The organism is Neobacillus sp. 19 (assembly GCF_049463095.1).
GTDB lineage: Bacteria > Bacillota > Bacilli > Bacillales > Cytobacillaceae > Neobacillus.
Map to the genome: position 1 here is coordinate 1 of NZ_JBMPZU010000099.1, position 25,954 is coordinate 25,954.

Genomic DNA, 25,954 nt, shown 5'->3' on the forward strand with positions numbered 1-25,954 from the left:
TCCTTTAAGTCTGATGTGAAAGCCCACGGCTCAACCGTGGAGGGTCATTGGAAACTGGGGGACTTGAGTGCAGAAGAGGAAAGCGGAATTCCACGTGTAGCGGTGAAATGCGTAGAGATGTGGAGGAACACCAGTGGCGAAGGCGGCTTTCTGGTCTGTAACTGACGCTGAGGCGCGAAAGCGTGGGGAGCAAACAGGATTAGATACCCTGGTAGTCCACGCCGTAAACGATGAGTGCTAAGTGTTAGGGGGTTTCCGCCCCTTAGTGCTGCAGCTAACGCATTAAGCACTCCGCCTGGGGAGTACGGCCGCAAGGCTGAAACTCAAAGGAATTGACGGGGGCCCGCACAAGCGGTGGAGCATGTGGTTTAATTCGAAGCAACGCGAAGAACCTTACCAGGTCTTGACATCCTCTGACACTCCTAGAGATAGGACGTTCCCCTTCGGGGGACAGAGTGACAGGTGGTGCATGGTTGTCGTCAGCTCGTGTCGTGAGATGTTGGGTTAAGTCCCGCAACGAGCGCAACCCTTGATCTTAGTTGCCAGCATTCAGTTGGGCACTCTAAGGTGACTGCCGGTGACAAACCGGAGGAAGGTGGGGATGACGTCAAATCATCATGCCCCTTATGACCTGGGCTACACACGTGCTACAATGGATGGTACAAAGGGCTGCGAGACCGCAAGGTTTAGCCAATCCCATAAAACCATTCTCAGTTCGGATTGCAGGCTGCAACTCGCCTGCATGAAGCCGGAATCGCTAGTAATCGCGGATCAGCATGCCGCGGTGAATACGTTCCCGGGCCTTGTACACACCGCCCGTCACACCACGAGAGTTTGTAACACCCGAAGTCGGTGGGGTAACCTTTATGGAGCCAGCCGCCTAAGGTGGGACAGATGATTGGGGTGAAGTCGTAACAAGGTAGCCGTATCGGAAGGTGCGGCTGGATCACCTCCTTTCTAAGGATAATGCAGTCCTTTCGGACTCATAATAAGGTTGACGTTTCTTGTTTGTTTAGTTTTGAGGGAGCAATTCTCTCAAGACTTTTTCGTTCCTTGAAAACTAGATAATCGTAAGAAGAAGCAAAGTAAACATCGAGTAATCGCCATTTTAGTTTTTCTCTCTTATTGAATAAGAGTTATAAACCTTTTTAGGTTAAGTTAGAAAGGGCGCACGGTGAATGCCTTGGCACTAGGAGCCGATGAAGGACGGGACTAACACCGATATGCTTCGGGGAGCTGTAAGTAAGCTTTGATCCGGAGATTTCCGAATGGGGAAACCCACTGTTCGTAATGGAACAGTATCTTTACCTGAATACATAGGGTATAGAAGGCATACCCGGGGAACTGAAACATCTAAGTACCCGGAGGAAGAGAAAGCAAACGCGATTCCCTGAGTAGCGGCGAGCGAAACGGGACATAGCCCAAACCAAGAGGCTTGCCTCTTGGGGTTGTAGGACACTCAACATGGAGTTACAAAGGAACGGGGTAAATGAAGCGACCTGGAAAGGTCAGCCAGAGAAGGTAAAAGCCCTGTAGTTGAAACTTCGTTCCCTCCTGAGTGGATCCTGAGTACGGCCGGACACGTGAAATCCGGTCGGAAGCAGGGAGGACCATCTCCCAAGGCTAAATACTCCCTAGTGACCGATAGTGAACCAGTACCGTGAGGGAAAGGTGAAAAGCACCCCGGAAGGGGAGTGAAATAGTTCCTGAAACCGTGTGCCTACAAGTAGTCAGAGCCCGTTTATGGGTGATGGCGTGCCTTTTGTAGAATGAACCGGCGAGTTACGATCCCATGCAAGGTTAAGTTGAAGAGACGGAGCCGCAGCGAAAGCGAGTCTGAATAGGGCGTTTGAGTATGTGGTCGTAGACCCGAAACCAGGTGATCTACCCATGTCCAGGGTGAAGTCCAGGTAACACTGGATGGAGGCCCGAACCCACGCACGTTGAAAAGTGCGGGGATGAGGTGTGGGTAGCGGAGAAATTCCAATCGAACTTGGAGATAGCTGGTTCTCTCCGAAATAGCTTTAGGGCTAGCCTCACGTTGTTAGAGTCTTGGAGGTAGAGCACTGTTTGGACTAGGGGCCCTCATCGGGTTACCGAATTCAGACAAACTCCGAATGCCAAAGACTTATCCGTGGGAGTCAGACTGCGAGTGATAAGATCCGTAGTCGAAAGGGAAACAGCCCAGACCACCAGCTAAGGTCCCAAAGTATACGTTAAGTGGAAAAGGATGTGGAGTTGCTTAGACAACCAGGATGTTGGCTTAGAAGCAGCCACCATTTAAAGAGTGCGTAATAGCTCACTGGTCGAGTGACTCTGCGCCGAAAATGTACCGGGGCTAAACGTATCACCGAAGCTGTGGATTGACACCATTAGGTGTCAGTGGTAGGAGAGCGTTCTAAGGGCGTTGAAGCTAGACCGTAAGGACTGGTGGAGCGCTTAGAAGTGAGAATGCCGGTATGAGTAGCGAAAGATGAGTGAGAATCTCATCCACCGTATGCCTAAGGTTTCCTGAGGAAGGCTCGTCCGCTCAGGGTTAGTCGGGACCTAAGCCGAGGCCGAAAGGCGTAGGCGATGGACAACAGGTTGATATTCCTGTACCACCTATGAATCGTTTGAGTGATGGGGGGACGCAGGAGGATAGGGTAAGCGCGCTGTTGGATATGCGCGTCTAAGCAGTTAGGCTGGTGAATAGGAAAATCCGTTCTCCGCGTATGCTGAGCTGTGACAGCGAGGGAAATTTAGTACCGAAGTTCCTGATTCCACACTGCCAAGAAAAGCCTCTAGCGAGATTCAAGGTGCCCGTACCGCAAACCGACACAGGTAGGCGAGGAGAGAATCCTAAGGTGAGCGAGAGAACTCTCGTTAAGGAACTCGGCAAAATGACCCCGTAACTTCGGGAGAAGGGGTGCTCTTTAGGGTTCATAGCCCTGAAGAGCCGCAGTGAATAGGCCCAGGCGACTGTTTAGCAAAAACACAGGTCTCTGCGAAGCCGCAAGGCGAAGTATAGGGGCTGACGCCTGCCCGGTGCTGGAAGGTTAAGAGGAGGGGTTAGCGCAAGCGAAGCTCTGAATCGAAGCCCCAGTAAACGGCGGCCGTAACTATAACGGTCCTAAGGTAGCGAAATTCCTTGTCGGGTAAGTTCCGACCCGCACGAAAGGCGTAACGATCTGGGCACTGTCTCAACGAGAGACTCGGTGAAATTATAGTACCTGTGAAGATGCAGGTTACCCGCGACAGGACGGAAAGACCCCGTGGAGCTTTACTGTAGCCTGATATTGAATTTTGGTACAGCTTGTACAGGATAGGTAGGAGCCTGAGAAGCCGGAGCGCTAGCTTCGGTGGAGGCGTCGGTGGGATACTACCCTGGCTGTATTGAAATTCTAACCCGCACCCCTCATCGGGGTGGGAGACAGTGTCAGGTGGGCAGTTTGACTGGGGCGGTCGCCTCCTAAAGAGTAACGGAGGCGCCCAAAGGTTCCCTCAGAATGGTTGGAAATCATTCGTAGAGTGTAAAGGCACAAGGGAGCTTGACTGCGAGACCTACAAGTCGAGCAGGGACGAAAGTCGGGCTTAGTGATCCGGTGGTTCCGCATGGAAGGGCCATCGCTCAACGGATAAAAGCTACCCCGGGGATAACAGGCTTATCTCCCCCAAGAGTCCACATCGACGGGGAGGTTTGGCACCTCGATGTCGGCTCATCGCATCCTGGGGCTGTAGTCGGTCCCAAGGGTTGGGCTGTTCGCCCATTAAAGCGGTACGCGAGCTGGGTTCAGAACGTCGTGAGACAGTTCGGTCCCTATCCGTCGTGGGCGCAGGAAATTTGAGAGGAGCTGTCCTTAGTACGAGAGGACCGGGATGGACGCACCGCTGGTGTACCAGTTGTCTTGCCAAAGGCATCGCTGGGTAGCTATGTGCGGACGGGATAAGTGCTGAAAGCATCTAAGCATGAAGCCCCCCTCAAGATGAGATTTCCCATAGCGTCAAGCTAGTAAGATCCCTGAAAGATGATCAGGTTGATAGGTCAGAGGTGGAAGCGTGGCGACATGTGGAGCTGACTGATACTAATCGATCGAGGACTTAACCATTTTTAAGTGGTTGAACTCGTTTTTACAAAAACTTCTTCTGCATTATCTAGTTTTGAGGGAATGAAAAATTTCTCTTGCAAAAAGTAAAATAGACATTATAATAAATAGTGTCTAAAAAAATAGTCTGGTAACAATGGCGAGAAGGTCACACCCGTTCCCATACCGAACACGGAAGTTAAGCTTCTCAGCGCCGATGGTAGTTGGGACATGCGTCCCTGTGAGAGTAGGACGTTGCCAGGCTATATACTATCGTTCCGCAGTAGCTCAGTGGTAGAGCTATCGGCTGTTAACCGATCGGTCGTAGGTTCGAGTCCTACCTGCGGAGCCATTTTTATGCAGCTAAGAATATCAGCTATGCTTCCATAGCTCAGTAGGTAGAGCACTTCCATGGTAAGGAAGAGGTCAGCGGTTCGAGCCCGCTTGGAAGCTTACCTATTTTAATAACATTCGGCCCCTTGGTCAAGCGGTTAAGACACCGCCCTTTCACGGCGGTAACACGGGTTCGAATCCCGTAGGGGTCACCATTTTGGAGGATTAGCTCAGCTGGGAGAGCATCTGCCTTACAAGCAGAGGGTCGGCGGTTCGATCCCGTCATCCTCCACCATAATATCTTTATGTTAACACTATATTTTTTAAACCATATGCCGGGGTAGCTCAATTGGTAGAGCAACTGACTTGTAATCAGTAGGTTGGGGGTTCAAGTCCTCTCGCCGGCACCTTTTTTAAATTGAATATGGAGGGGTAGCGAAGTGGCTAAACGCGGCGGACTGTAAATCCGCTCCCTCCGGGTTCGGCGGTTCGAATCCGTCCCCCTCCACCATTCATATTTTTAAAAATAATGGACATACTAGATTTAATTACTTCTTATTGGGCTATAGCCAAGCGGTAAGGCATCGCACTTTGACTGCGACATGCGTTGGTTCAAATCCAGCTAGCCCAGCCATGAGCCATTAGCTCAGTTGGTAGAGCATCTGACTTTTAATCAGAGGGTCGAAGGTTCGAGTCCTTCATGGCTCATAACTTATAGGTAAAAGCCCAGACGAATTTTTTCTTTTGGGTTTTTATCTGTGAATATGCGGAAGTAGTTCAGTGGTAGAACACCACCTTGCCAAGGTGGGGGTCGCGGGTTCGAATCCCGTCTTCCGCTCCAATTGAATACGGGGCCTTAGCTCAGCTGGGAGAGCGCCTGCTTTGCACGCAGGAGGTCAGCGGTTCGATCCCGCTAGGCTCCACCATCACACTACATATTTCGCTTTAAATCAGGTTGCTGATTTAAGGCTTTTTTTATTTTTATATGTCTATTTTTCGAGCAAAAGGGTTCCAATGGCTCATATTGGGGCCCGTTCCAGCAAAAAGATAAAGCAAAGGGGTTCCAATAGCCAGTATTGGAGCCCGTTCCAGCAAAAAAATAAAGCGAAAGGGTTCCAATAGACCGTATTGGAACCCTTTCTGCCTAAATCTTCGCACAAAAGTATTCCAGCAGCCCTTATGATTCAGAGCCTGCTTTTTTGATATTCTCCGCATATATATACACCATTTTGTCGAGTTGAGTCATTCCTATGAAAGCGGTTAAAATAGTACCTATAAAGAGCTAGGGGGAATGCGAGAGATGAGCAGAAAACTTTCGATAATTGGGATGCCGATGGATTTAGGGCAAATGCGCCGCGGGGTTGATATGGGGCCGAGTGCCATCCGTTATGCAGGGATTAATGAACGACTAACACCTCTTTTTGATGAAATTCATGATTTAGGAGACATACCAATCGGGAGACCCGAAGTAGTTGTAGACGAAGAATCCAACTTGAGAAATTTAGATTTAGTGGCTGAAAAAACCTCCATGCTTGCTGAAAAGGTGGATGAAGCCGTGCAATCAGGTGCATTTCCACTGGTCCTTGGTGGTGACCATAGCATTGCAATCGGGACATTAGCCGGCGTTTCCAAACACTTCAAGAACCTTGGCGTGATTTGGTACGATGCCCACGGTGATTTGAATACAGCGGAGACAAGTCCGTCTGGAAACATCCATGGGATGCCCTTAGCAGCCAGCATTGGATTAGGGCACAAGAAATTAACGGAAATTGGCGGATACGCTCCAAAGGTTAAACCTGAGAATGTAGTAATCATTGGTGCCAGATCACTTGATGAAGGGGAAAGAATCTTAATTAAAGAAACAGGAATAAAGGTTTATACGATGCACGAAATTGACCGGATGGGAATGGCGAAGGTTATGGAAGAAACGATTGCCTACCTTAAGGAAAGAACTGATGGTGTTCATCTCTCTCTTGATTTAGATGGTTTGGATCCAAGTGAATGTCCTGGTGTGGGTACACCGGTCATGGGCGGCATCAGCTACCGTGAAAGCCATCTGGCAATGGAAATGCTGGAAGAAGCAAAGATTATTACTTCAGCGGAATTTGTGGAAGTAAACCCAATATTAGATGAAAAAAATAAAACAGCCTCTGTTGCTGTCGGGTTAATGGGTTCATTATTCGGTGAAAAACTTTTATAAAGAAGGTTCTGTTATAGTTTATTGTTGATTTTTTACCACTGTTGATTGGAGCGGAAGCCGCGAGACTCCTGCGGGAACAGCGGGACAGGAGAGACCCCACAGGCGCTTTAGCGCCGAGGAGGCTCACCGCCCGCCCCGCGGAAAGCGAAGCGGATGTAGCGGAAATCAACAGCCACGTTTAACAGAGCCATAAAGAAAAAGGCAGCTGCGAACCGAACCATTGCAGCTGCCTATCTTTTATGTAGTAATTGATTTAATAAATGATCCAGTCTCTTACTTGTTTCGATTACCTGATGATTGCTTAATGAAGTTTCTGATGCTAATTGAACCATTTTGTCTCGGCAATTTTCAATTTCCTTCATTAAATCGCGAAATTCCGCACTCATACATGCCGTCACATCCCTATTTTTTAACCTGCGATTGCGGGGAGATTCCCACAAATTGAAGTATTACCCTATTATTTGTATTTCCCCTAGGAAAAACTTTAAACTTATTTTACCCCCCTTTAGTAAATTTTTGTTAAAATTATAGGGATTAAGAAGTTTTTCGTGGAAAACGAAACTTTTTCGCTAGCGATTCGTATTATCGTATAGCAGCATTGGAGCTGAGGAAACTTAATGGAAGCTATTGTAAAAAAGAGAATAAAGCAAGTCATCAAAGGTGATCAGGATGCCTATGGTGAAATCGTTGAAATATATAAAAATAGTGTTTATCAGCTATGTTTTAGAATGCTCGGAAATCGCCACGAAGCAGAGGACATGGCGCAGGAGGCATTTATCCGTGCGTATGTGAATATCCGCTCGTTTAACCAGGATTTGAAATTTTCCACATGGCTTTTTCGGATTGCCACCAATCTTTGTATTGATCGAATGCGAAAAAAGAAACCCGATCATTATTTAGATGCAGAGGTAGCTGGAACAGAAGGATTAACCATGTATTCACAGGTTCCTTCCAACACACCGCTTCCGGAGTCGGAGGTAGAGAGTTTAGAACTGCATGAGACGGTGCAGAAGGAAATTTTAAAGCTGCCGGAAAAATACCGGTCTCCCATTGTATTAAAATACATTGAAGAGATGTCCTTAAATGAAATAAGTGAAATTCTTGACTTGCCTCTCGGAACTGTAAAAACAAGAATTCACCGCGGCCGTGAAGCATTAAGACAACAATTACGATATGTGTGATAGAGGTGAAACCAAATATGTGTCCAGAACAGATCATCGAACTAATGCACGAATACCTAGACGAAGAAATTGAGCCTGAAAAGGAACGAATTTTACGGGAACACCTCCAAAGCTGTAAAGAATGTGAAGAGATTTTTAATGAATTAAAAAAGACGATTGCCTTTGTCGAAAGTCTATCACATATGCAGGCTCCCGCAGATTTTACAGCCAATGTATTGGCGCGACTGCCGAAAGAAAAGAAAAAAGTTTCGATGCAGCGCTGGTTAAGAAATCATCCAATGCTAGCAGCTGCCTCTGTTTTCATAATATTAATGGTGGGAAGTTTGTTTTCCACCTGGAGTCAAGACCGTGAATTTTCTGTATCAAAGCAAGAGAATTTAGTCGTCAAAAATAATACTGTCATTGTTCCCAAGGGGGAAACGGTCAAAGGGGATGTGGTCGTTCGCAATGGGAAATTGAAAATAGAAGGTGAAGTCCAAGGGGATGTAACAGTCATTAATGGGGAAAAGTACCTTGCCTCAGCCGGTCACGTCACAGGACAAATTGAAGAAGTAAATGAAGTCTTTGACTGGATTTGGTATCATATGAAAAAGACAGCGCAAGAGGTCATTGATATCTTTGACCAGCCGGAAACCCAATAAAAACAAATCACTCGCACTAGAGTGATTTGTTTTTTTAACCAGTAACATATAATAGGGGTAAGGTGTACGTTTCACTTTATGGTATAATAAATTGGTTCACTATACGTTTTAAGAAAGTTACGGAGGAAGAACAATGCAGTTTGCTGATTTTACTGTATGGAAGTATCTAGCTAGTATTGTTGATATTGTCCTCGTATGGTATGTCATTTACAAGCTGATCAATGTGATAAGAGGAACGAAGGCTGTTCAGTTATTAAAAGGAATTCTCGTTATTCTTCTTGTCAGAGTGGTCGGTGAGTGGCTTGGTTTAACGACATTAAGCTGGATGATGCAACAGGCCATAAATTGGGGATTTCTTGCCGTTATCATTATCTTTCAGCCTGAACTTAGAAGGGCCCTTGAGCAATTAGGAAGAGGGCGATTTTTTTCCAGCAGCAGAACACAGGATGATGATAATCAGGAAAAAACAGTCGAAGCCATTTTAAAAGCGACCGATTATATGGCAAAGCGACGAATCGGAGCATTAATCTCAATTGAACGAGAAACGGGCATGAGTGATTACATAGAAACTGGAATCCAATTAAACTCCAATATTTCATTGGAATTGCTCATAAATATTTTTATACCTAATACACCACTACATGATGGTGCAGTTATTATTCAAAGAAATAATGTTTCAGCAGCAGCCTGCTATCTTCCTTTATCCGAAAGCCCGTTTATTTCAAAGGAACTGGGTACTAGACATCGGGCTGCATTAGGAATCAGTGAAGTCACCGATAGTGTAACAGTCGTCGTATCGGAAGAGACAGGTAATATTTCACTGACCAAAAATGGTGAACTCCACCGCGATCTAAAGTTAGAGGAATTAAAAGCGCTCCTTACGAGTGAAATGGTGATTCAAAACAAAACGAAACAAGCTTCTTCAGCTCGTTGGAACTGGAGGGGGAAAAGCAATGGATAAACTGATGGATAACCCTTGGTTCTTAAAAGTTCTGGCCTTGTTATTGGCAGTCCTGTTATATTCTTCTGTGCCCAATACAGGGAAAAAATTATCAGATGTGAATGTCCCTGGCGAAAAAGCCACAGAAACCATTCAGGATATACCTGTAAAGGTTTATTATGATACAGAAAATTTAGTCGTATCCGGTATTCCCAACACGGTTGATATTACTATCAAAGGGCCTCTCACCCATGTCCAGTCTGCTAAAGCTTCAAAGAACTTTGAAGTGTATGTCGATTTGACCGATGCAAAGATAGGAAAACAGAAGGTAAACCTTAAGGTGAGGAATTTATCTGATAAATTGAAGGCGACGTTGAAACCGGCTAGTGTAAATGTCACGATCCAAGAAAAGATAACGAAGGAATTTAAAGTCGATGCCGAATTTAACTCTAGCCAAATTGAAGAAGGTTATTCAGCAGGACAACCTGTTGTTGAGCCAAGTAAAGTAAAAATTACCGGTGCTAAAGATGTAATTGACCGAATTACCTATGTGAAGGCGACGATTGAGGAAAAGGGTAAACTGAAAGCTTCCATTACGAAAGAAGCACGGATACAAGTACTAGACAAGGAATTAAACAAGCTGAATGTTGTCGTGGAGCCGGAGACAGTCAAAATGACGATCCCCATTAAGAGTAATACGAAAACGGTTCCCATCAATATTGTCAAAAAAGGCACACCTCCACCGGGTGTTACGATTGAATCGATCGATATTGATGAAAAAGAAGCGACGATTACAGGGAATGACGATGTTCTGAAAAACACAGAAAATGTAAGAGTGGAAGTGGATCTTAGTAAAATTTCTGAAAACACCACTCTAACCTTACCTGTCATCATCTCAAATGGGGTCTCGAAGGTGTCTCCGCAAACGGTAAAAGCAACCATAGTGGTCAAAAAACAAGAAGAGACAACCGTCTCTGGTGTACCAGTGAAAATCCAAGGGTTAACTGACACCCTTAAGGCAGAGTTGAATGACCCCGCGAGCCAAACGATTAATATTATGGTGAATGGCATAAGTGGGACAGTTTCGAATATTGGCCCGGAAGACTTTACTGTTTTCATCGACTTATCCGGATTATCGGAAGGAAGTCACGATGTTAAAATTCAGGTAGAAGGCCCGACAGATGTCAACTGGAAGCCTGATAAATCGACAGCAAAAGTTACGATAACGAATAACGCATAAGATCCAGCAATTGATATGTTGAAGGAGAGATTTTTAAATGGGAAAATATTTCGGTACCGATGGGGTACGCGGCATTGCAAATAGCGAATTAACACCTGAAATGGCCTTTAAATTAGGTCGCTTTGGCGGGTATGTATTAACAAAGGATAAGGATCGTCCAAAAGTATTGATTGGGCGTGATACACGTATTTCAGGGCATATGCTTGAGGGAGCTCTTGTTGCCGGCTTACTTTCTATTGGTGCAGAGGTCATGCGTTTAGGCGTCATTTCCACTCCGGGTGTTGCCTACTTAACAAAAGCATTGGGAGCACAGGCGGGAGTCATGATTTCTGCTTCTCATAACCCTGTGGCTGATAATGGAATAAAATTTTTCGGGCCGGATGGCTTTAAACTATCCGATGACCAAGAGTTAGAAATTGAAGGGCTCATTGATTTACCAGAAGATCAATTACCGCGGCCAACTGGTGCTGAACTGGGGCAAGTGATGGATTATTTTGAAGGCGGACAGAAATACCTGCAATACTTGAAAAATACCGTTGAGGAAGATTTCTCTGGCATCCATATTGCATTAGATTGTGCGCACGGAGCAACTTCATCATTGGCGTCGCATTTATTTGCCGATTTAGATGCTGACCTATCTACAATGGGGGCATCACCAAACGGGTTAAATATCAATGAAGGCGTTGGTTCTACCCATCCGGAGGCATTAGCTGCTTTAGTAAAGGAAAAGGGTGCCGATGTGGGGCTGTCCTTTGATGGGGATGGCGACCGGTTAATCGCGATTGATGAAAATGGTACAATTGTCGATGGCGACCAGATCATGTATATTTGTGGCAAGTATCTGAAGGAACAAGGGCGCTTAAAGCATGGAACGATTGTTTCTACGGTCATGAGCAACCTTGGTTTTTATAAGGCACTTGAAACCCATGGTATTCATAGTGTGCCAACAGCAGTGGGCGACCGTTATGTTGTCGAGGAAATGAAGAAAAACGGCTTTAATCTTGGCGGTGAGCAATCTGGTCATATTATATTCTTGGACTACAATACAACTGGGGACGGCCTATTATCAGGGCTTCAGTTAGTGAATATTATGAAGGCGACTGGAAAACCTTTATCAGAGCTTGCCGGAGAAATGAAAAAGTATCCGCAAAAGCTTGTGAATGTACGAGTCACCGATAAACATCATGTGACCGATAATGCTAAGGTAAAAGAGGTCATTGAACAAGTTGAAGCGGAAATGGCTGGAGATGGAAGAATTCTCGTCCGTCCATCCGGAACTGAGCCGCTCGTCCGTGTGATGGGAGAGGCATCCACTGAGGAATTGTGTGCATCCTATGTAGACCGCATTGTCACAGTGGTAAAAGAAGAAATGGAATTAAAAGAATAAAGCTTAAAATTTATGCATAAGGAACAGTACGAAACTGTCTCCTTATGCATATTTTATTATGAATGGTTCTTGAACAAAATTTGAACCATTTATAGTTTTAGTTGACGGACGACTGACAAATCATGTAAGATTAATCTGCTTTGAATTTTAAAGCAGCAGTTGGTCACCATGCTTTGAAAGGAGGGTAGGAGCAGAAGGAACAGGAATAAAAAAAGCGCCTGAACTAATCTTCAGAGGTTAGATTAGTTGACGAGGTGGAGGTTTATCGAAACATTCGGCGGATACCTCCCGGCTGTGACGCAGGGCCGTTAATTTCTTCTTTAAAACATGGAGGCAACTCTGTGCACAAAGAGAAGGAAATGCGCATACTAATCGTAATGTTTAAAAAGGTATAGACAGATACCTGACAAAAAAACAGAGATAAGGGGGCAAGTCTGCCCTCGAAGAAGCACCTTGCCCCCTGTATTAGGGAGGACATATAAAAATGTGTGGAATTGTTGGATATATTGGTCATAACGACTCGAAGGAAATTTTATTAAAAGGTTTAGAAAAGCTTGAATATAGAGGCTATGATTCAGCCGGGATCGCTGTGAAAAATGAGAACGGCATTCATGTGTTTAAAGAAAAAGGCCGCATTGCCGATTTGCGTGAAATCGTGGACGAAGATGTAATGGCAAATATCGGAATTGGCCATACCCGCTGGGCAACACATGGGGTGCCAAGTAAGGTGAATTCCCATCCGCATCAAAGTGGATCTGAGCGCTTCACCCTTGTTCATAACGGCGTCATCGAAAACTATGATCTTTTAAAGCGTGAATATTTAGCAGATGTTCATTTTATAAGTGAAACAGATACAGAAGTGGTTGTTCAGCTTATTGAGCGGTTTGTAAAGGAAGGATTAGCGGTTATTGAGGCTTTCCGTAAAACATTGACCCTTTTACATGGATCATATGCCATTGCCCTTTTAGATGCTGAAGACAATGAAACCATTTATGTGGCTAAAAATAAAAGCCCGTTGCTCGTTGGTTTAGGAACTGATTTTAATGTTGTCGCCAGTGATGCAATGGCGATGCTGCAAGTAACGAACCAATACGTAGAATTAATGGACAAAGAAATTGTTATTGTTACAAAAGATGATGTAACAATTCAAAATTTAAATGGTGACAATATTAACCGTAAACCATACACAGCGGAACTTGATGCAAGCGACATTGAAAAGGGCACATACCCGCACTATATGTTAAAAGAAATCGATGAGCAGCCGCTTGTGATGCGTAAGATCATTCAAACGTATCAAAACGAGCAAGGGGAATTGACCATTGACCCTGAAATTATTAGTGCGATGAATGATACGGATCGTGTGTACATCATTGCAGCTGGTACTTCTTATCATGCCGGACTTGGCGGAAAGCAGTTTATTGAACGAATGGCAAAAATCCCTGTTGAAGTTCATATTGCCAGTGAATTTGTTTACAATATGCCGCTAGTAACGAAGAAGCCGTTATTTATTTTCATCACACAAAGCGGGGAAACGGCTGACAGCCGTGCCGTGCTTGTGAAAGTGAAAGAAATGGGTTATCGCACGCTTACGATCACCAATGTTCCTGGGTCAACCCTTTCCCGTGAAGCGGATTATACGCTGCTCCTGCATGCAGGACCTGAAATTGCTGTTGCTTCTACAAAGGCCTATACCGCGCAATTAGCAGTATTATCAATTTTGGCTGATGTGACGGCGAAAAGCCAAAATATTGAAGTGAACTTCGACCTTGTGCATGAGCTTGGGATTATTGCGAACGCAATGGAAGCTCTTTGCGACTCTAGAGAATTGTTTGAGCACATTTCAAGAGAATTCTTATCGGTAACTCGCAGTGCATTCTTCATTGGTCGTGGAGTCGACTACTATGTCTGCTTAGAAGGTGCTTTAAAGCTGAAAGAAATTTCGTATATTCAAGCAGAAGGCTTTGCCGGCGGCGAATTAAAGCATGGCACAATCGCCTTAATTGAAGAAGGTACACCGGTTATTGCTTTAGCAACTCAAGAAAATGTTAATTTAAGTATCCGTGGTAATGTGAAGGAAGTCGCTGCCCGCGGAGCAAACCCATGCATCATCTCGATGAAGGGTCTCGAAATGGATGAAGACAGCTTTGTCATCCCAGAAGTAAATGAATTATTAACACCGCTTATCTCTGTCATACCAATGCAATACATTGCTTACTACGCAGCCTTGCACCGCGATTGCGACGTAGACAAACCACGTAACCTCGCAAAATCAGTGACGGTTGAGTAGGAAGTAAAGGTTGAATTTTACCTTGTGTCCTTAAAAAAATAATGTTCCAAATCCGAAGGTTTTTTCCGGTATTTATCCGGTATGCCTTCGGTTTTTTTTTGGATAAGGCGAAGAAGAAATCGGAAATTCATTACTAGCAGTAATTTGACATGAAATTAAAAATGTTAAATTATTACTTGTCCGACTGTTGACAATTATCCGATAAAAATGATAATCTTCAAGAACACTAAACAATTTTTTACAGAGGAGGAATGGACAATGCGCGATCAACTACGTATGACAAATTTACTAACTGCATATAGTCCATACCTGTTACCTGAAAAAATGGTTAATTCTTAACTAATGAAAGGTATGTCGACGACTTTTATACTTTTCCTAAAGATGCATGCTCTTTTTGGGTATGCATCTTTTTTGGGTGATAAGGATTTGTTGGTGTAGTTGAATAAAAAGGAGTAGATGAAGATGAGGATGAAACAAAGAAGATTGATTCGTAATAGTATGTTGCTAGATTGCGGGTAGCTATTGTTCAAGGATTGAGCAAGAAAGCAGGGGTGGATAAATGTTTGATGTATTAGGGAAATTGGGCTGGTTTTTTAAACAGTATTGGAAGCAATACACCATTGCTATTATTTTATTAATGATTGCTACGTTGTTGGAAGTGATTCCACCGTATTTACTTGGCTCCCTTATTGATATTTTAACAGCAGGTGATATGACAAGGGCTGTATTGGGTCAATATGTGCTGATATTCGTGGCGATTATCATCTTTGGATATTTTTTAAATTTCTTTTGGCAATATCGTTTATTTGAAGGGGCTCTTAATCTTGAAAAATTAATGCGGCGGAAATTAATGCTTCAATTTTTAAAAATGACGCCGACATTTTACGAAAAAAATCGTACGGGTGACTTAATGGCACGTGCGACAAATGATTTAAATGCTGTGTCATTAACAGCTGGATTCGGAATCATGACATTAATTGATTCCACTTTATTTTTGGGTACCATCATTTTGGCGATGGGGCTTATGATTTCATGGAAGTTAACGTTCTTTGCGATGCTGCCAGTACCAATTATGGCCGTGCTCATTCAGTATTTAGGTAAGCTTGTACATGAACGATATATGAAAGCACAGGACTCATTTGGAGAATTGAATGATAGTGTTCTAGAATCCATCGCGGGGGTGCGTGTCATTCGTGCCTACGTGCAGGAGAAAAAAGATGAAATGACCTTTGCCGACATGAGTGAAGAAGTGTACCAGAAAAATATGGATACCGCGAAAATAAACGCTTTATTTGGACCGATTACAAAGGTTGGCACAGGCATTAGCTTTGTTGTTGCCCTTGGTTATGGTGCCTTTCTCGTCTCAAATGAGGCGATGACGGTCGGTCAGCTGGTGACGTTTAATGTCTATTTAGGGCTAGCTGTATGGCCAATTTTTGCCATTGGTGAGTTAATCAATGTCATGCAGCAAGGAAATGCTTCCCTTGATCGTGTACAAGAAACACTTGATTACGAAGCAGACGTCCAAAACACGAAAGATCCTGTTGCCATAGCTACACCGAGCGCTATTGGGATCGATGACTTGATGTTTCAATACCCAACGAGCCAGGTAAAAAATTTACAGCAGATCTCCTTGTCATTAAAAAAGGGAGAGACACTCGGGATTGTAGGCAAGACAGGTGCGGGAAAAACAACATTTTTAAGACAGTTACTGCGTGAATATCCCCTTGATGAGGGTCAATTAATGATTAGCGGAATCGATATCGTCTCACAAACGAAAGAGCAGATTCTTGATTGGATCGGCTATGTACCACAGGATCATGTGTTATTTTCACGGACGATTCGAGAAAATATATTATTTGGTAAAGAAGATGCTACGGAGGCAGAATTGCAAGAAGCCATTCGCCTTGCCTACTTTAAAAAGGATTTAGAAAACTTACCGATGGGACTTGACACACTTGTCGGTGAAAAAGGGGTTTCTTTATCCGGGGGGCAAAAGCAGCGTGTGTCGATTGCCCGTGCGCTGATTAAAGATCCGGAAATATTAATTCTTGATGACTCACTATCTGCAGTCGATGCAAAAACGGAGGCCCGGATCATTCAAAACATTCAAGGTGAACGAAGTGGGAAGACGACCATCATTACCACCCATCGTTTATCCGGTGTGCAGCACGCTGATCAAATTATCGTGCTGGATGAGGGGCAAATTACCGAGCAAGGGACACATGAGGAGCTTCTCAAGCAAAATGGCTGGTATAAAGAACAATTTGACCGTCAGCAGCTGGAAGGAGGCGAAGCATGAGTACGAGTAAACGATTAACGAAATATGCGATGTATTATAAGAAAACTATTTTCCTTGGGCTATCTTTCTTAACAGCCGCCGTCTTTACAGAGCTTGCCGGCCCATTCATCGCAAAATATATTATCGATGAACATATGGTCATTGGGCAAATTGAAATTGAGCCTATTGCCTGGCTGCTTTGTTTATATTTTATTTTAGCGATTGCCACAGCGATATTACGCTATTTTATGTATATTTATTTGCAAATGGGTGCAAACCGGGTGGTCCAGAAATTACGTCAGGACGTGTTTGGTCATATTCAAACATTGCCGATTCAGTATTTTGATCATCTGCCAGCGGGAAAGATTGTTGCACGTGTCACAAACGATACAGAAGCTGTAAGAAATTTATATGTGCAGGTACTATCTAATTTTGCGACAAGCTTCATTTCTATCGCTGGTGTATATGTTGCCCTGTTTATTTTGAATTGGAAAATGGCGCTAATTGCGCTGCTCATGATTCCGATTATCTATCTTTGGATGATTTTATATCGGAAATATGCGTCACAGTATAATGAAGTGATACGTACAAAAATTGCCGATATTAATGCGATGATTAATGAATCCATACAAGGGATGACCATCATTCAAGCCTTTCGCCGCGAAAAGCAGATGACGAAGGAATTTGATGAAATGAATGAAGAGCATTATGCATATGGGCGAAAATTATTATTTTTGGATTCGGCAACCTCATTTAACCTAGTGAGTTCATTACGTCTCATTATGTTTACGATTTTTATTATCTATTTTGGAACAAAATCAATTACGACAGCAGAGATTGTGTCAGCAGGTACTTTGTATGCATTTGTGGATTATTTAACGAAATTATTTAATCCGATTACGAATGTCGTGAATCAGTTTTCACAGCTTGAACGCTCACTCGTGGCCGGAAACCGAGTATTTGAAGTGCTGGATCGAACGGGGGAAGAAGTATCGCAGGAAGTCATGCCGAGATATGAAGGGCATGTCGTTTTCGATGATGTGTCATTTGCTTATAAAGAAAATGAATATGTTTTGAAAAACCTATCTTTTGAGGCAAAACGTGGCGAAACAGTGGCACTTGTTGGTCATACGGGTTCCGGAAAAAGTTCGATTATGAATTTATTGTTCCGCTTCTACGATCCATCGAAGGGGAAGATTTATATTGATGGGGTAGACGTAACAGATGTGCCAAGACAGACGATGCGCCAACATATGGGGATTGTTTTACAAGACCCCTATTTATTCACTGGAACCATCGCGTCGAATGTAAGTTTAAATGATCCAAAGATTTCAAGGGAAAAAGTAGAGGAAGCATTGGATGCAGTTGGAGCGGAACGTGTCCTCAAGAATCTTGAAAAGGGGATTGATGAACCTGTTATTGAAAAAGGAAGTACACTTTCTTCAGGCCAGCGTCAGCTTATCTCATTTGCACGGGCGCTTGCTTTCGATCCTGCGATTTTGATCTTGGATGAAGCAACATCAAATATTGATACAGAGACAGAAGAAATCATCCAGCATGCAATGGATGTCCTGAAGAAGGGACGAACGACATTTATTATTGCCCACCGTCTTTCGACGATTAGAAATGCCGATCGTATTCTAGTTTTAGAACGCGGCGTGATTAAAGAACAAGGAACACACGATGAGTTGCTTGCAAAAGGCGGAATTTATGACCAAATGTATCAAATGCAAGCAAAGTCACTTCAGGTATAAAGTGAAAAACTTAGCAATAGAACGAAGATACCAACCCTAATTAAGGATGAATCCATTTTGAAGCAGCCTTCCTTCAAAATGGATTTTTTTAAACGGCTATTGTAATTTACAGGCTGAATAACATAATGAGTTTAAATGAAGTTTTGCAAAAATAGTCGAGCAATTATCGACATTGTTTTTATCAATTTCCCGGGAAAAGGCCAAACGGCAGAAGAGATTAGGGGTGTTTTAATCAAACGTTTAGTTAATACGGAAATTTGGGGATGCTTGTCGAAATGTGTATGATGAGCCGAAAAGATCTGTTTTTCGTCATGGCTTGCGGAGAAAGAAAAAACTGAAGTTCCATTTTCGACAGGAATTTAATCGGTTTCAAAGATTAAACCTTTATTTTATATGACCATAGGCCGAATTCAATCAAACATTTGATTAGTTTTTAAAAAATTAACCAAACGTTTAATTGAAAACTTAGAAAGCCTTGAAATAATGGGCTTCAATTAATAAAGCTGCTAAGAATTTTGTTGAAATGTAATAGACAAGAAGGTCACTGTTCTAAGAACCTTCTTTTTGTTTTTATAAAATTTTTTAATTTAGATTCCTTTACATGGTCCGCCACTTTTCCTCAAATACCTATAAAAGCTCCAGTCGATCCATATTTAAAATGGGCATATCCCTTTATTGTTTGAGCAACAATAACTTTGTCACCTTTGTTGTGACAAAGTTAGATTACCTCTTTATTGAATATAGCAGATTTGTGCCTTAACATTAATTAGGTATTCTTATAATGAAGGGATGAGAGCATATGGCTCAATCTAATATAAAGGTAGCGGTTCAGAAATTCGGTAACTTCCTAAGTTCGATGGTTATGCCGAATATTTCCGCTTTCATAGCATGGGGATTAATTACTGCACTATTCATTCCCACAGGTTTCTTCCCAAATGAAAGCCTTGCCAAACTGGTTGGACCAATGGTTACATACCTGCTTCCGTTATTAATCGGTTATACCGGGGGTAAGCTTGTACACGATCAGCGCGGGGGCGTTGTCGGGGCGATTGTGACAATGGGTGTCATTGTTGGAGCAGAGATTCCGATGTTTCTCGGTGCAATGATTATGGGACCGCTTGGCGGTTATGTGATTAAAAAATTCGATCAGCTAATTGAAGGAAAAGTTAAAGCTGGATTTGAAATGCTTGTAAACAACTTCTCAGCAGGAATTCTTGGCGGTTTTCTCGCTATTTTAGCCTTCATAGGAATTGGCCCTGCCGTTACCGTGTTTACAGGCTGGCTCGTTACGGGGGTTGACTGGTTATTAGCCACAGGACTCTTGCCGTTGACAAGTATTTTAATTGAACCTGCAAAAGTATTATTCTTAAATAACGCCATTAACCATGGTGTGCTTTCACCAATTGGGTTAGAGCAAGCGAAGGATACAGGGAAATCCATTCTATTTCTACTTGAAGCAAACCCAGGACCTGGTATCGGTGTCCTCTTAGCCTATTGTATTTTTGGAAAAGGAAATGCGAAAAGGTCTGCACCAGGGGCTGCGATTATTCAGTTTTTTGGCGGGATTCATGAAATTTACTTCCCGTATATTTTAATGCGTCCAATGTTGTTTTTTGCCGTTATTGTAGGTGGAATGAGCGGTGTTTTCACCTTGATGCTTTTAGGCGGAGGCTTATCGGCTCCGGCATCACCGGGTAGTATTCTTGCCATTATGGCTGTTACCCCGCCGCAAGCTAGTACTTATTTGGCGAACATCGCTGGAGTCCTTGTCGCTGGAGTTGTTTCCTTTGTTCTTTCGTCACTAATTTTAAAAACAGGGAAACAGCAAGAGGAAGATATTGAAGAGGCTGCAAGAAAGATGCAAGAAATGAAAGGCAAGAAAAGCTCTGTTGCGAATGTCTTGGCTGCTAATAACGGGGAATTTCCGGAACAGGTTAGCAAAATTATCTTTGCTTGTGATGCCGGAATGGGCTCAAGTGCAATGGGGGCATCACTGCTTCGGAAAAAGGTAAAGGAAGCGGGAATGAATATTTCAGTTACCAATACAGCCATTAGTAATCTGCCTTCGGATGCTCAAATTGTTGTTACGCAGGAAGAGTTAACACCGAGAGCTCAAAAGCAAGTACCGAAAGCCTATCATATTTCCGTTGATAATTTCTTATCAAGTCCAGAATATGATAAGTTAATGAATCGGTTAAAAAATCCTGAAACAGCGGAACTTCAAGAAATCGTTGAAGATGCAGAAGCAGCCGTTCCAAGCGATGATCAGCAACCAGATGATGCCTTGCTTCGTGAAGAATATATCTTCCTAAATCAAGAATTTACTTCGAAAGAAGAGGCGATTCGTTTCGCAGGCCGTGCGCTTGTCAAGGCCGGATATGTAAAAGAAAGCTATATTGATGCCATGATTGCCCGTGATGAAATGACTTCCACCTATATGGGAAATGATGTCGCGATCCCGCATGGTACCGAAGAAGCGAAAAAGGATGTCCTGAATTCCGGATTTACCGTTTTACAGGTTCCAAATGGGGTAGACTTTGATGGACAGAAGGTACGATTGATTTTTGGGATTGCCGGTAAAGATGGGACACATCTAGAAATCCTGTCTGGAATTGCGGTTACATGCTCAGATATGGCCAATATCGAAAAATTGGTCGAAGCCAAAACGGCAAAAGAAATCATGGATATCTTAAATGATAAATAATGAATGGACCGAATAGAAAAGCTGCCTATGCCGCTTTTCTATTCGTGTATTTCAATAGAATCGAGTTGATTGCGTGTATATTACCTCAAGGGAAAAAGCAATCATTGAATTAATCGTCAAAACATCTGGTAAACATACGGCGGCATCGCTTGCAGCCTACTTGGATGTGAGTGGGCGTACTGTCCAGCGGGATTTAAAAGCGGTAGAGAAAATTCTTGAGACCTTCGATTTGCAGTTAGTGCGTAAAATGGAGAAGGGATTAGCAATTGAAGGAAAGAACGAACAGATTTTTCGCCTCATCCAATACTTAATGGGAAGCAACCCTATTGACCAAACGCCGAAGGTAAAAAAACTGCAGCTGCTAATCGCATTGTTCCAAGAGGAGTCTTTTAAGCTTCAAGCATTATCTGCTGATATCGGTGTTAGTATGACAACATTGGGGACTTATTTGGATGAACTGGCTGAATGGCTTGGCCATTTTCATTTGCAAATCATACGAAAACGAGGTGTAGGGGTTGATATTCTCGGCTCTGAGTCATCCAAGCGAAAAGCCCTGGCGAATTATATCCTGTTGTATTTTCATGACGAACTAATCGAAAGTTTGTTTTTATTGGAAAATGGAAATTCGAATCAAGAAATCATCTTACATTACTTTCTTCCAGACTATCTTCTTGCCATCGATCGGTTAGTCAATACGACTTTTACCCGTTCGAAGCAGCGTCTTGCCGATAGTGGATATATCGGACTCATTCTTCATATATGTATCACTATGCAGAGGACGGAAGACTTTCCTCTGTTACAGGGGGAGATAGAACCTTCTAATGAACTGACGAATGAATCTCATCTGATTGTTGATATTTGTAGTAAACTTGAAGCATTATTCCCGGTAACATTCACGAAAGAGGATGTCATTTATTTAGCAGTAATCCTTAAGGGGTCTAAACTTCAAGAGGCAAATGAGGTTCCCTATGACAGTATTGCTCTTAGTAAATTGGTCAGAAGCCTTATCCAAGATGTCTCATCCCAATTACATATTGATTTAACAAATGACTTTTCTTTGTACCAGGGGCTGCTGGCCCACTTGGAACCGTCTCTCTATCGGATTAAACAGCAAATGGGCTCGTTTAACCCTTTAAAAGAGGAAATCATGCGAAAGTATCCGTTTTTGTTTTTGGCAGTAAAAAATAGTGTGGAGAAGCATTTGTACGAAATTGATTCTTTTCCTGATGATGAAATTGCCTTTATTGTCCTCCATTTCGGATCGGCACTTGTTCTAAGGGAAGAAAAATTACCTATCCATGCATTGGTGATTTGTCCGACCGGGATAGGAACCTCTAAAATGCTCGCAAGTAGAATTAAAAAGGAGATTCCCGGTATTGATCACATAGAGATAAAATCTATCAAAGAGATTCAACGAAAAGATCAAATAAAAGATTTTGATATGATCATTTCAACGGTAAACCTTCCATTTTTGGACGTAGATTATATGTTGGTTTCTCCACTCTTAACAGAGGAAAATATAGCGGCGATACGGCAATTTTTGCGCGATAATATTGAAACCCTAACGGAGAATAAAAGGTACCTGGCATCTTTATCTAAAGAGATCTCGAAAGCTGGTTCAGTGACCAAAACAGGCATTACTGAAGTTTTAGAAGAGCTAAAGGTTGTCCAGCACAGTATTGAGGCTGTTTTGAAGAACTTCCGAGTGTATCGGGTGCCGCATAGAAACGACCATGATCAAATTATCGCGGAAATGGTCCGTAAAGCGGAAAAGGATCATTTGATGACAAACCGAAAAGCCGTTTTGGCTTCAATAAAAGAGCGAGAACGAAAAGGCGGCCTCGGAATACCCGGTACCGGAATGGCTCTATTTCACTGCAGGGATCCACATGTTCATGAACTTATTTTTCAGATTACGCATTTGGAGCAGTCTTTAGTGGTAAAGGGAATGGATGGCAAAGATATGAAAATGAAAAATTTGCTGCTCATGCTGGCTCCTGAAGAATTGGCAGTAAGAGAGCAGGAAATAGTAAGCTTGATAAGCACGAGTTTAATTGAAAATCATGAAGCAATCCTGACTTTTTCATCAGCGAATGAAGCGATGATTCGGACAAGATTAGAATCCATCTTTTTAGACTATCTTTACACAAATATAATAAAGGAATGATAAAAATGAAACTAGCAGTCCATTTTGGCGCAGGGAATATTGGCAGAGGATTTATTGGCGCACTTTTTTCACAATCTGGCTATCATGTCACCTTTGTTGATATCGCTGAACAAGTGATAAACCAATTAAATGCGGAAAAGCGATATCAAGTAAAATTAGCAACGGATCAGCAAGAAAGCGTAATGATTGAAAATGTTTCCGGGTTGAATAATCAGTCACAGGAGCAGGAGGTAATCGAAGCAATCGGCAAGGCGACGTACCTTACGACAGCGATTGGGCCTAATATTCTGCCCCATATTGCCCCGTTAATGGCAAAGGGAATCATTGAAAGAGTGAGAAATACTGATGAAAAGTTGTATGTGATTGCCTGTGAAAATCAAATTTCAGCTACAGACCTCTTAAAGGGCTATATATTCGAGCAACTTGATGTAGAAACAAAGGAGAAGTTAGCAGGAAAAGTTTATTTCTTTAATTCTGCTGTTGACCGAATTGTGCCGATTCAAAACAATCATGGCACACTCGATGTGCTGGTTGAAACCTATCATGAGTGGGTCGTGGAAACAAGTGAAAGCATTCCGCCTGTGGAAGGAATGAAGATTGTCGAAGACCTTGCTCCATATATTGAAAGAAAGCTTTTTACTGTGAATACAGGTCATGCTACCATTGCGTATCTTGGTTATCTTGCGAATAAAGAAACGATTGACCAAGCACTTGCAGACGAAACGATTCAGAATCAAGTTCGCGCAACGCTGGGCGAGACTGGTGCCTATTTAATAAAACAGTACGGTTTAAATCCACAAGAACATCAGGAATATATTGATAAGATTATTCAGCGCTTCAAAAATGTTTATTTAAATGATGCGGTGACAAGAGTTGGCCGTGGCCCTCTTAGAAAACTTGGAGCAAATGATCGTCTTGTTCGTCCGGCAACGGAATCAGCGAAGGCGGGGCTTTCGTATACAAATCTTGCAAAGGCTATTGCTTCAGCATTGCATTTCGATTATCAGGATGACCCGGAAGCAGTAAGACTCCAAGCAATGATTAAAGAAAAGGGCTTGCCCGCTGTTCTTAAAGAAGTATCGGGATTGGATGAAAATAGCGAAATCACTCAAGAAATCATCAGAAACTACTAAGGACCTTCCATACTTTGGGTCAGTCCCACGCTGCGTTTATAGCAGCGAGGGGCTGGCCCTTTTTACTTACATTAAACTTGGCAACAATCAGTGTGACAAAATGAAGTTTTGTATTCGTTGAATGAATATTGAAAACGCTTTAATCTAGAGATAGAAGGTTCAACAAATAAGTTGAAGGGGGAAAAAGAGATGATTGAAACAGTTACAGAAACAGCAAAAGAAAAACCAGATGTAAAAATAAAGATACAGAGATTCGGCAGTTATTTAAGCGGGATGGTGATGCCGAATATTGGCGCCTTTATCGCGTGGGGACTGATCACAGCATTATTTATTCCAACTGGCTGGATGCCGAACAAGGATCTGGCAGCACTCGTCGGCCCAATGATTACATTTCTATTGCCATTATTAATCGGTTTTACCGGCGGCCGAATGGTATACGACATTCGCGGCGGGGTCGTTGGTGCCACTGCAACCATGGGTGTGATTGTCGGGACAGATATCCCCATGTTCTTAGGGGCTATGTTAATGGGACCGCTTGGCGGTTATGTCATTAAGAAGTTTGACAAACTTATTGAAGGAAAAGTAAAGTCAGGTTTTGAAATGCTCGTCAATAACTTCTCTGCCGGAATTCTCGGAGGAGCTTTAACCTTAATAGCTTATAAAGGCATTGGCCCAGTTGTAGAAGCATTAAGTAAGGCATTAGCTTCAGGTGTGCAATTTATCGTTGATCATAATATGTTACCGTTAGCAAACATCTTTATTGAACCAGCAAAAGTTCTCTTTTTAAATAATGCAATTAACCATGGTATATTAAGTCCATTAGGGATCGAACAAGCAACAAAAGCTGGTAAATCGATTTTATTCTTATTAGAAACAAACCCTGGACCGGGATTAGGGATCCTGCTTGCTTATTGGTTGTTTGGCAGGGGAACGGCAAAACAAACAGCTCCCGGAGCAGTGATTATCCACTTCCTGGGTGGTATTCATGAAATTTACTTCCCATACATCTTAATGAAACCAATGTTAATCTTCGCAGCGATGGCCGGTGGTGTAAGCGGTGTCTTCACATTTAATATTCTCGATGCAGGTCTTGTCGCGGCACCATCACCAGGCAGTATCTTCGCGCTGCTGGCAATGACGCCAAAAGGCGGTTATTTTGCCACACTTGCTGGTGTTATCGTGGCAACAGCCGTTTCCTTCGGAGTAGCTTCCTTGATTCTAAAAACAAGCAAGGCTGTGGATGAAGATTTAACTTCTGCTGCGGCAAAAATGGAAGAAATGAAAGGTAAGAAGAGCTCCATTTCATCCGTGTTAACAAGCACACAGGATACATTTGTTCCGGAAGTTGTAAACAAAATTGTGTTTGCCTGTGATGCTGGAATGGGTTCAAGTGCAATGGGTGCATCGATTTTAAGAAATAAAGTACAGAAAGCGGGCCTGGATGTGAAGGTGATTAACACAGCGATTAACAATTTACCGGCGGATGCTGATGTGGTCGTAACACATAAAGATTTAACAGACCGTGCGAAAGAAAAGCTTCCGAATGCCACTCATGTTTCAGTAGAAAACTTTTTAAATAGTCCTAAGTATGATGAATTAGTAAATAATTTAAAGGGATAGTCTCATGAAAAGCCTAGACACT

14 protein-coding genes, 10 tRNA genes and 3 rRNA genes are annotated in these 25,954 nt (G+C 42.9%); 26 read left to right on the forward strand and 1 reads right to left on the reverse strand.

Translation table 11 applies throughout. From position 1 onward, the window contains the following. The 14 genes from ACO1D1_RS26325 to rocF form a co-directional block, all read left to right on the forward strand. A 16S ribosomal RNA gene (locus ACO1D1_RS26325) occupies nt 1-957 on the forward strand; the annotation flags it as partial. A 194-nt stretch (nt 958-1,151) separates the two neighbouring features. Continuing rightward, nucleotides 1,152-4,088: ribosomal RNA gene (locus tag ACO1D1_RS26330) — 23S ribosomal RNA — on the forward strand. 123 nt (nt 4,089-4,211) lie between these two features. After that, nucleotides 4,212-4,328 (forward strand): 5S ribosomal RNA (gene rrf / locus ACO1D1_RS26335). Nucleotides 4,329-4,341: 13 nt separating this feature from the next. Then, nucleotides 4,342-4,416, forward strand: a tRNA-Asn gene (locus ACO1D1_RS26340). Nucleotides 4,417-4,444: 28 nt separating this feature from the next. After that, nucleotides 4,445-4,517 (forward strand) — tRNA-Thr (locus ACO1D1_RS26345). 20 nt (nt 4,518-4,537) lie between these two features. After that, nucleotides 4,538-4,612: transfer RNA gene (locus tag ACO1D1_RS26350), tRNA-Glu, on the forward strand. Nucleotides 4,613-4,616: 4 nt separating this feature from the next. After that, nucleotides 4,617-4,692: transfer RNA gene (locus ACO1D1_RS26355), tRNA-Val, on the forward strand. A 39-nt stretch (nt 4,693-4,731) separates the two neighbouring features. Continuing rightward, a tRNA-Thr gene (locus ACO1D1_RS26360) sits at nt 4,732-4,804 on the forward strand. Nucleotides 4,805-4,823: 19 nt separating this feature from the next. Further along, nucleotides 4,824-4,908, forward strand: a tRNA-Tyr gene (locus tag ACO1D1_RS26365). Between the two features lie 48 nt (nt 4,909-4,956). Next, nucleotides 4,957-5,031 (forward strand) — tRNA-Gln (locus tag ACO1D1_RS26370). A gap of 1 nt (nt 5,032) precedes the next feature. Beyond that, nucleotides 5,033-5,105, forward strand: a tRNA-Lys gene (locus ACO1D1_RS26375). Nucleotides 5,106-5,163: 58 nt separating this feature from the next. Further along, nucleotides 5,164-5,238 (forward strand) — tRNA-Gly (locus tag ACO1D1_RS26380). A 9-nt stretch (nt 5,239-5,247) separates the two neighbouring features. Beyond that, nucleotides 5,248-5,323: transfer RNA gene (locus ACO1D1_RS26385), tRNA-Ala, on the forward strand. A 374-nt stretch (nt 5,324-5,697) separates the two neighbouring features. Next, the gene (rocF, locus tag ACO1D1_RS26390) at nt 5,698-6,597 is read left to right on the forward strand and encodes an arginase (RefSeq protein WP_423337627.1); all 900 of its coding nucleotides are present in this window, start codon (nt 5,698-5,700) and stop codon (nt 6,595-6,597) included. Nucleotides 6,598-6,827: 230 nt separating this feature from the next. Here rocF and ACO1D1_RS26395 read toward each other — a convergent pair whose 3' ends face one another. Next, nucleotides 6,828-6,983 carry an aspartyl-phosphate phosphatase Spo0E family protein gene (locus ACO1D1_RS26395; protein WP_149868143.1) on the reverse strand — a complete coding sequence of 52 codons (156 nt, stop codon included), beginning with the start codon at nt 6,981-6,983 and terminating at the stop codon, nt 6,828-6,830. Nucleotides 6,984-7,214: 231 nt separating this feature from the next. Between ACO1D1_RS26395 and sigW the strand changes: the two genes are divergently transcribed. The 12 genes from sigW to ACO1D1_RS26455 all read left to right on the forward strand — a co-directional run bounded on the left by sigW (nt 7,215) and on the right by ACO1D1_RS26455 (nt 25,932). Continuing rightward, entirely contained in the window at nt 7,215-7,778 is a 564-nt protein-coding gene (gene sigW / locus ACO1D1_RS26400) for an RNA polymerase sigma factor SigW (protein ID WP_149868144.1), read from the forward strand. A 17-nt stretch (nt 7,779-7,795) separates the two neighbouring features. Further along, the gene (rsiW, locus tag ACO1D1_RS26405; RefSeq protein WP_149868145.1) at nt 7,796-8,419 is read left to right on the forward strand and encodes an anti-sigma-W factor RsiW; all 624 of its coding nucleotides are present in this window, start codon (nt 7,796-7,798) and stop codon (nt 8,417-8,419) included. A 133-nt stretch (nt 8,420-8,552) separates the two neighbouring features. Then, nucleotides 8,553-9,380, forward strand: coding sequence for a diadenylate cyclase CdaA (gene cdaA / locus ACO1D1_RS26410; protein ID WP_423337628.1), 828 nt, complete (start codon nt 8,553-8,555; stop codon nt 9,378-9,380). Further along, nucleotides 9,373-10,599 (forward strand): CdaR family protein, encoded by a 1,227-nt coding sequence (locus ACO1D1_RS26415; RefSeq protein ID WP_149868147.1) that lies wholly within the window; start codon nt 9,373-9,375, stop codon nt 10,597-10,599. Before cdaA ends, ACO1D1_RS26415 begins: the two co-directional genes overlap by 8 nt. Nucleotides 10,600-10,636: 37 nt before the next feature. Further along, a complete protein-coding gene (gene glmM, locus ACO1D1_RS26420) occupies nt 10,637-11,986 on the forward strand; it encodes a phosphoglucosamine mutase (RefSeq protein WP_149868148.1) in 1,350 nt (449 codons plus the stop codon). Between the two features lie 484 nt (nt 11,987-12,470). After that, nucleotides 12,471-14,273: a glutamine--fructose-6-phosphate transaminase (isomerizing) gene (gene glmS / locus ACO1D1_RS26425; RefSeq protein WP_423337629.1), complete on the forward strand. Its 1,803-nt coding sequence runs from the start codon at nt 12,471-12,473 to the stop codon at nt 14,271-14,273. Between the two features lie 559 nt (nt 14,274-14,832). Beyond that, a complete protein-coding gene (locus ACO1D1_RS26430) occupies nt 14,833-16,575 on the forward strand; it encodes an ABC transporter ATP-binding protein (RefSeq protein WP_423337630.1) in 1,743 nt (580 codons plus the stop codon). Next, nucleotides 16,572-18,308, forward strand: coding sequence for an ABC transporter ATP-binding protein (locus ACO1D1_RS26435; RefSeq protein WP_423337631.1), 1,737 nt, complete (start codon nt 16,572-16,574; stop codon nt 18,306-18,308). Before ACO1D1_RS26430 ends, ACO1D1_RS26435 begins: the two co-directional genes overlap by 4 nt. Nucleotides 18,309-19,107: 799 nt before the next feature. After that, complete coding sequence (locus tag ACO1D1_RS26440; protein WP_423337632.1) at nt 19,108-21,012, forward strand: PTS mannitol transporter subunit IICBA; 1,905 nt, start codon at nt 19,108-19,110, stop codon at nt 21,010-21,012. 73 nt (nt 21,013-21,085) lie between these two features. Further along, nucleotides 21,086-23,179: a BglG family transcription antiterminator gene (locus tag ACO1D1_RS26445; RefSeq protein WP_423337633.1), complete on the forward strand. Its 2,094-nt coding sequence runs from the start codon at nt 21,086-21,088 to the stop codon at nt 23,177-23,179. Nucleotides 23,180-23,184: 5 nt separating this feature from the next. Beyond that, complete coding sequence (locus ACO1D1_RS26450) at nt 23,185-24,312, forward strand: mannitol-1-phosphate 5-dehydrogenase (RefSeq protein ID WP_423337634.1); 1,128 nt, start codon at nt 23,185-23,187, stop codon at nt 24,310-24,312. Nucleotides 24,313-24,501: 189 nt separating this feature from the next. After that, nucleotides 24,502-25,932, forward strand: coding sequence for a PTS mannitol transporter subunit IICB (locus tag ACO1D1_RS26455; RefSeq protein ID WP_423337635.1), 1,431 nt, complete (start codon nt 24,502-24,504; stop codon nt 25,930-25,932). The last annotated feature ends 22 nt before the right edge of the window (nt 25,933-25,954 follow it).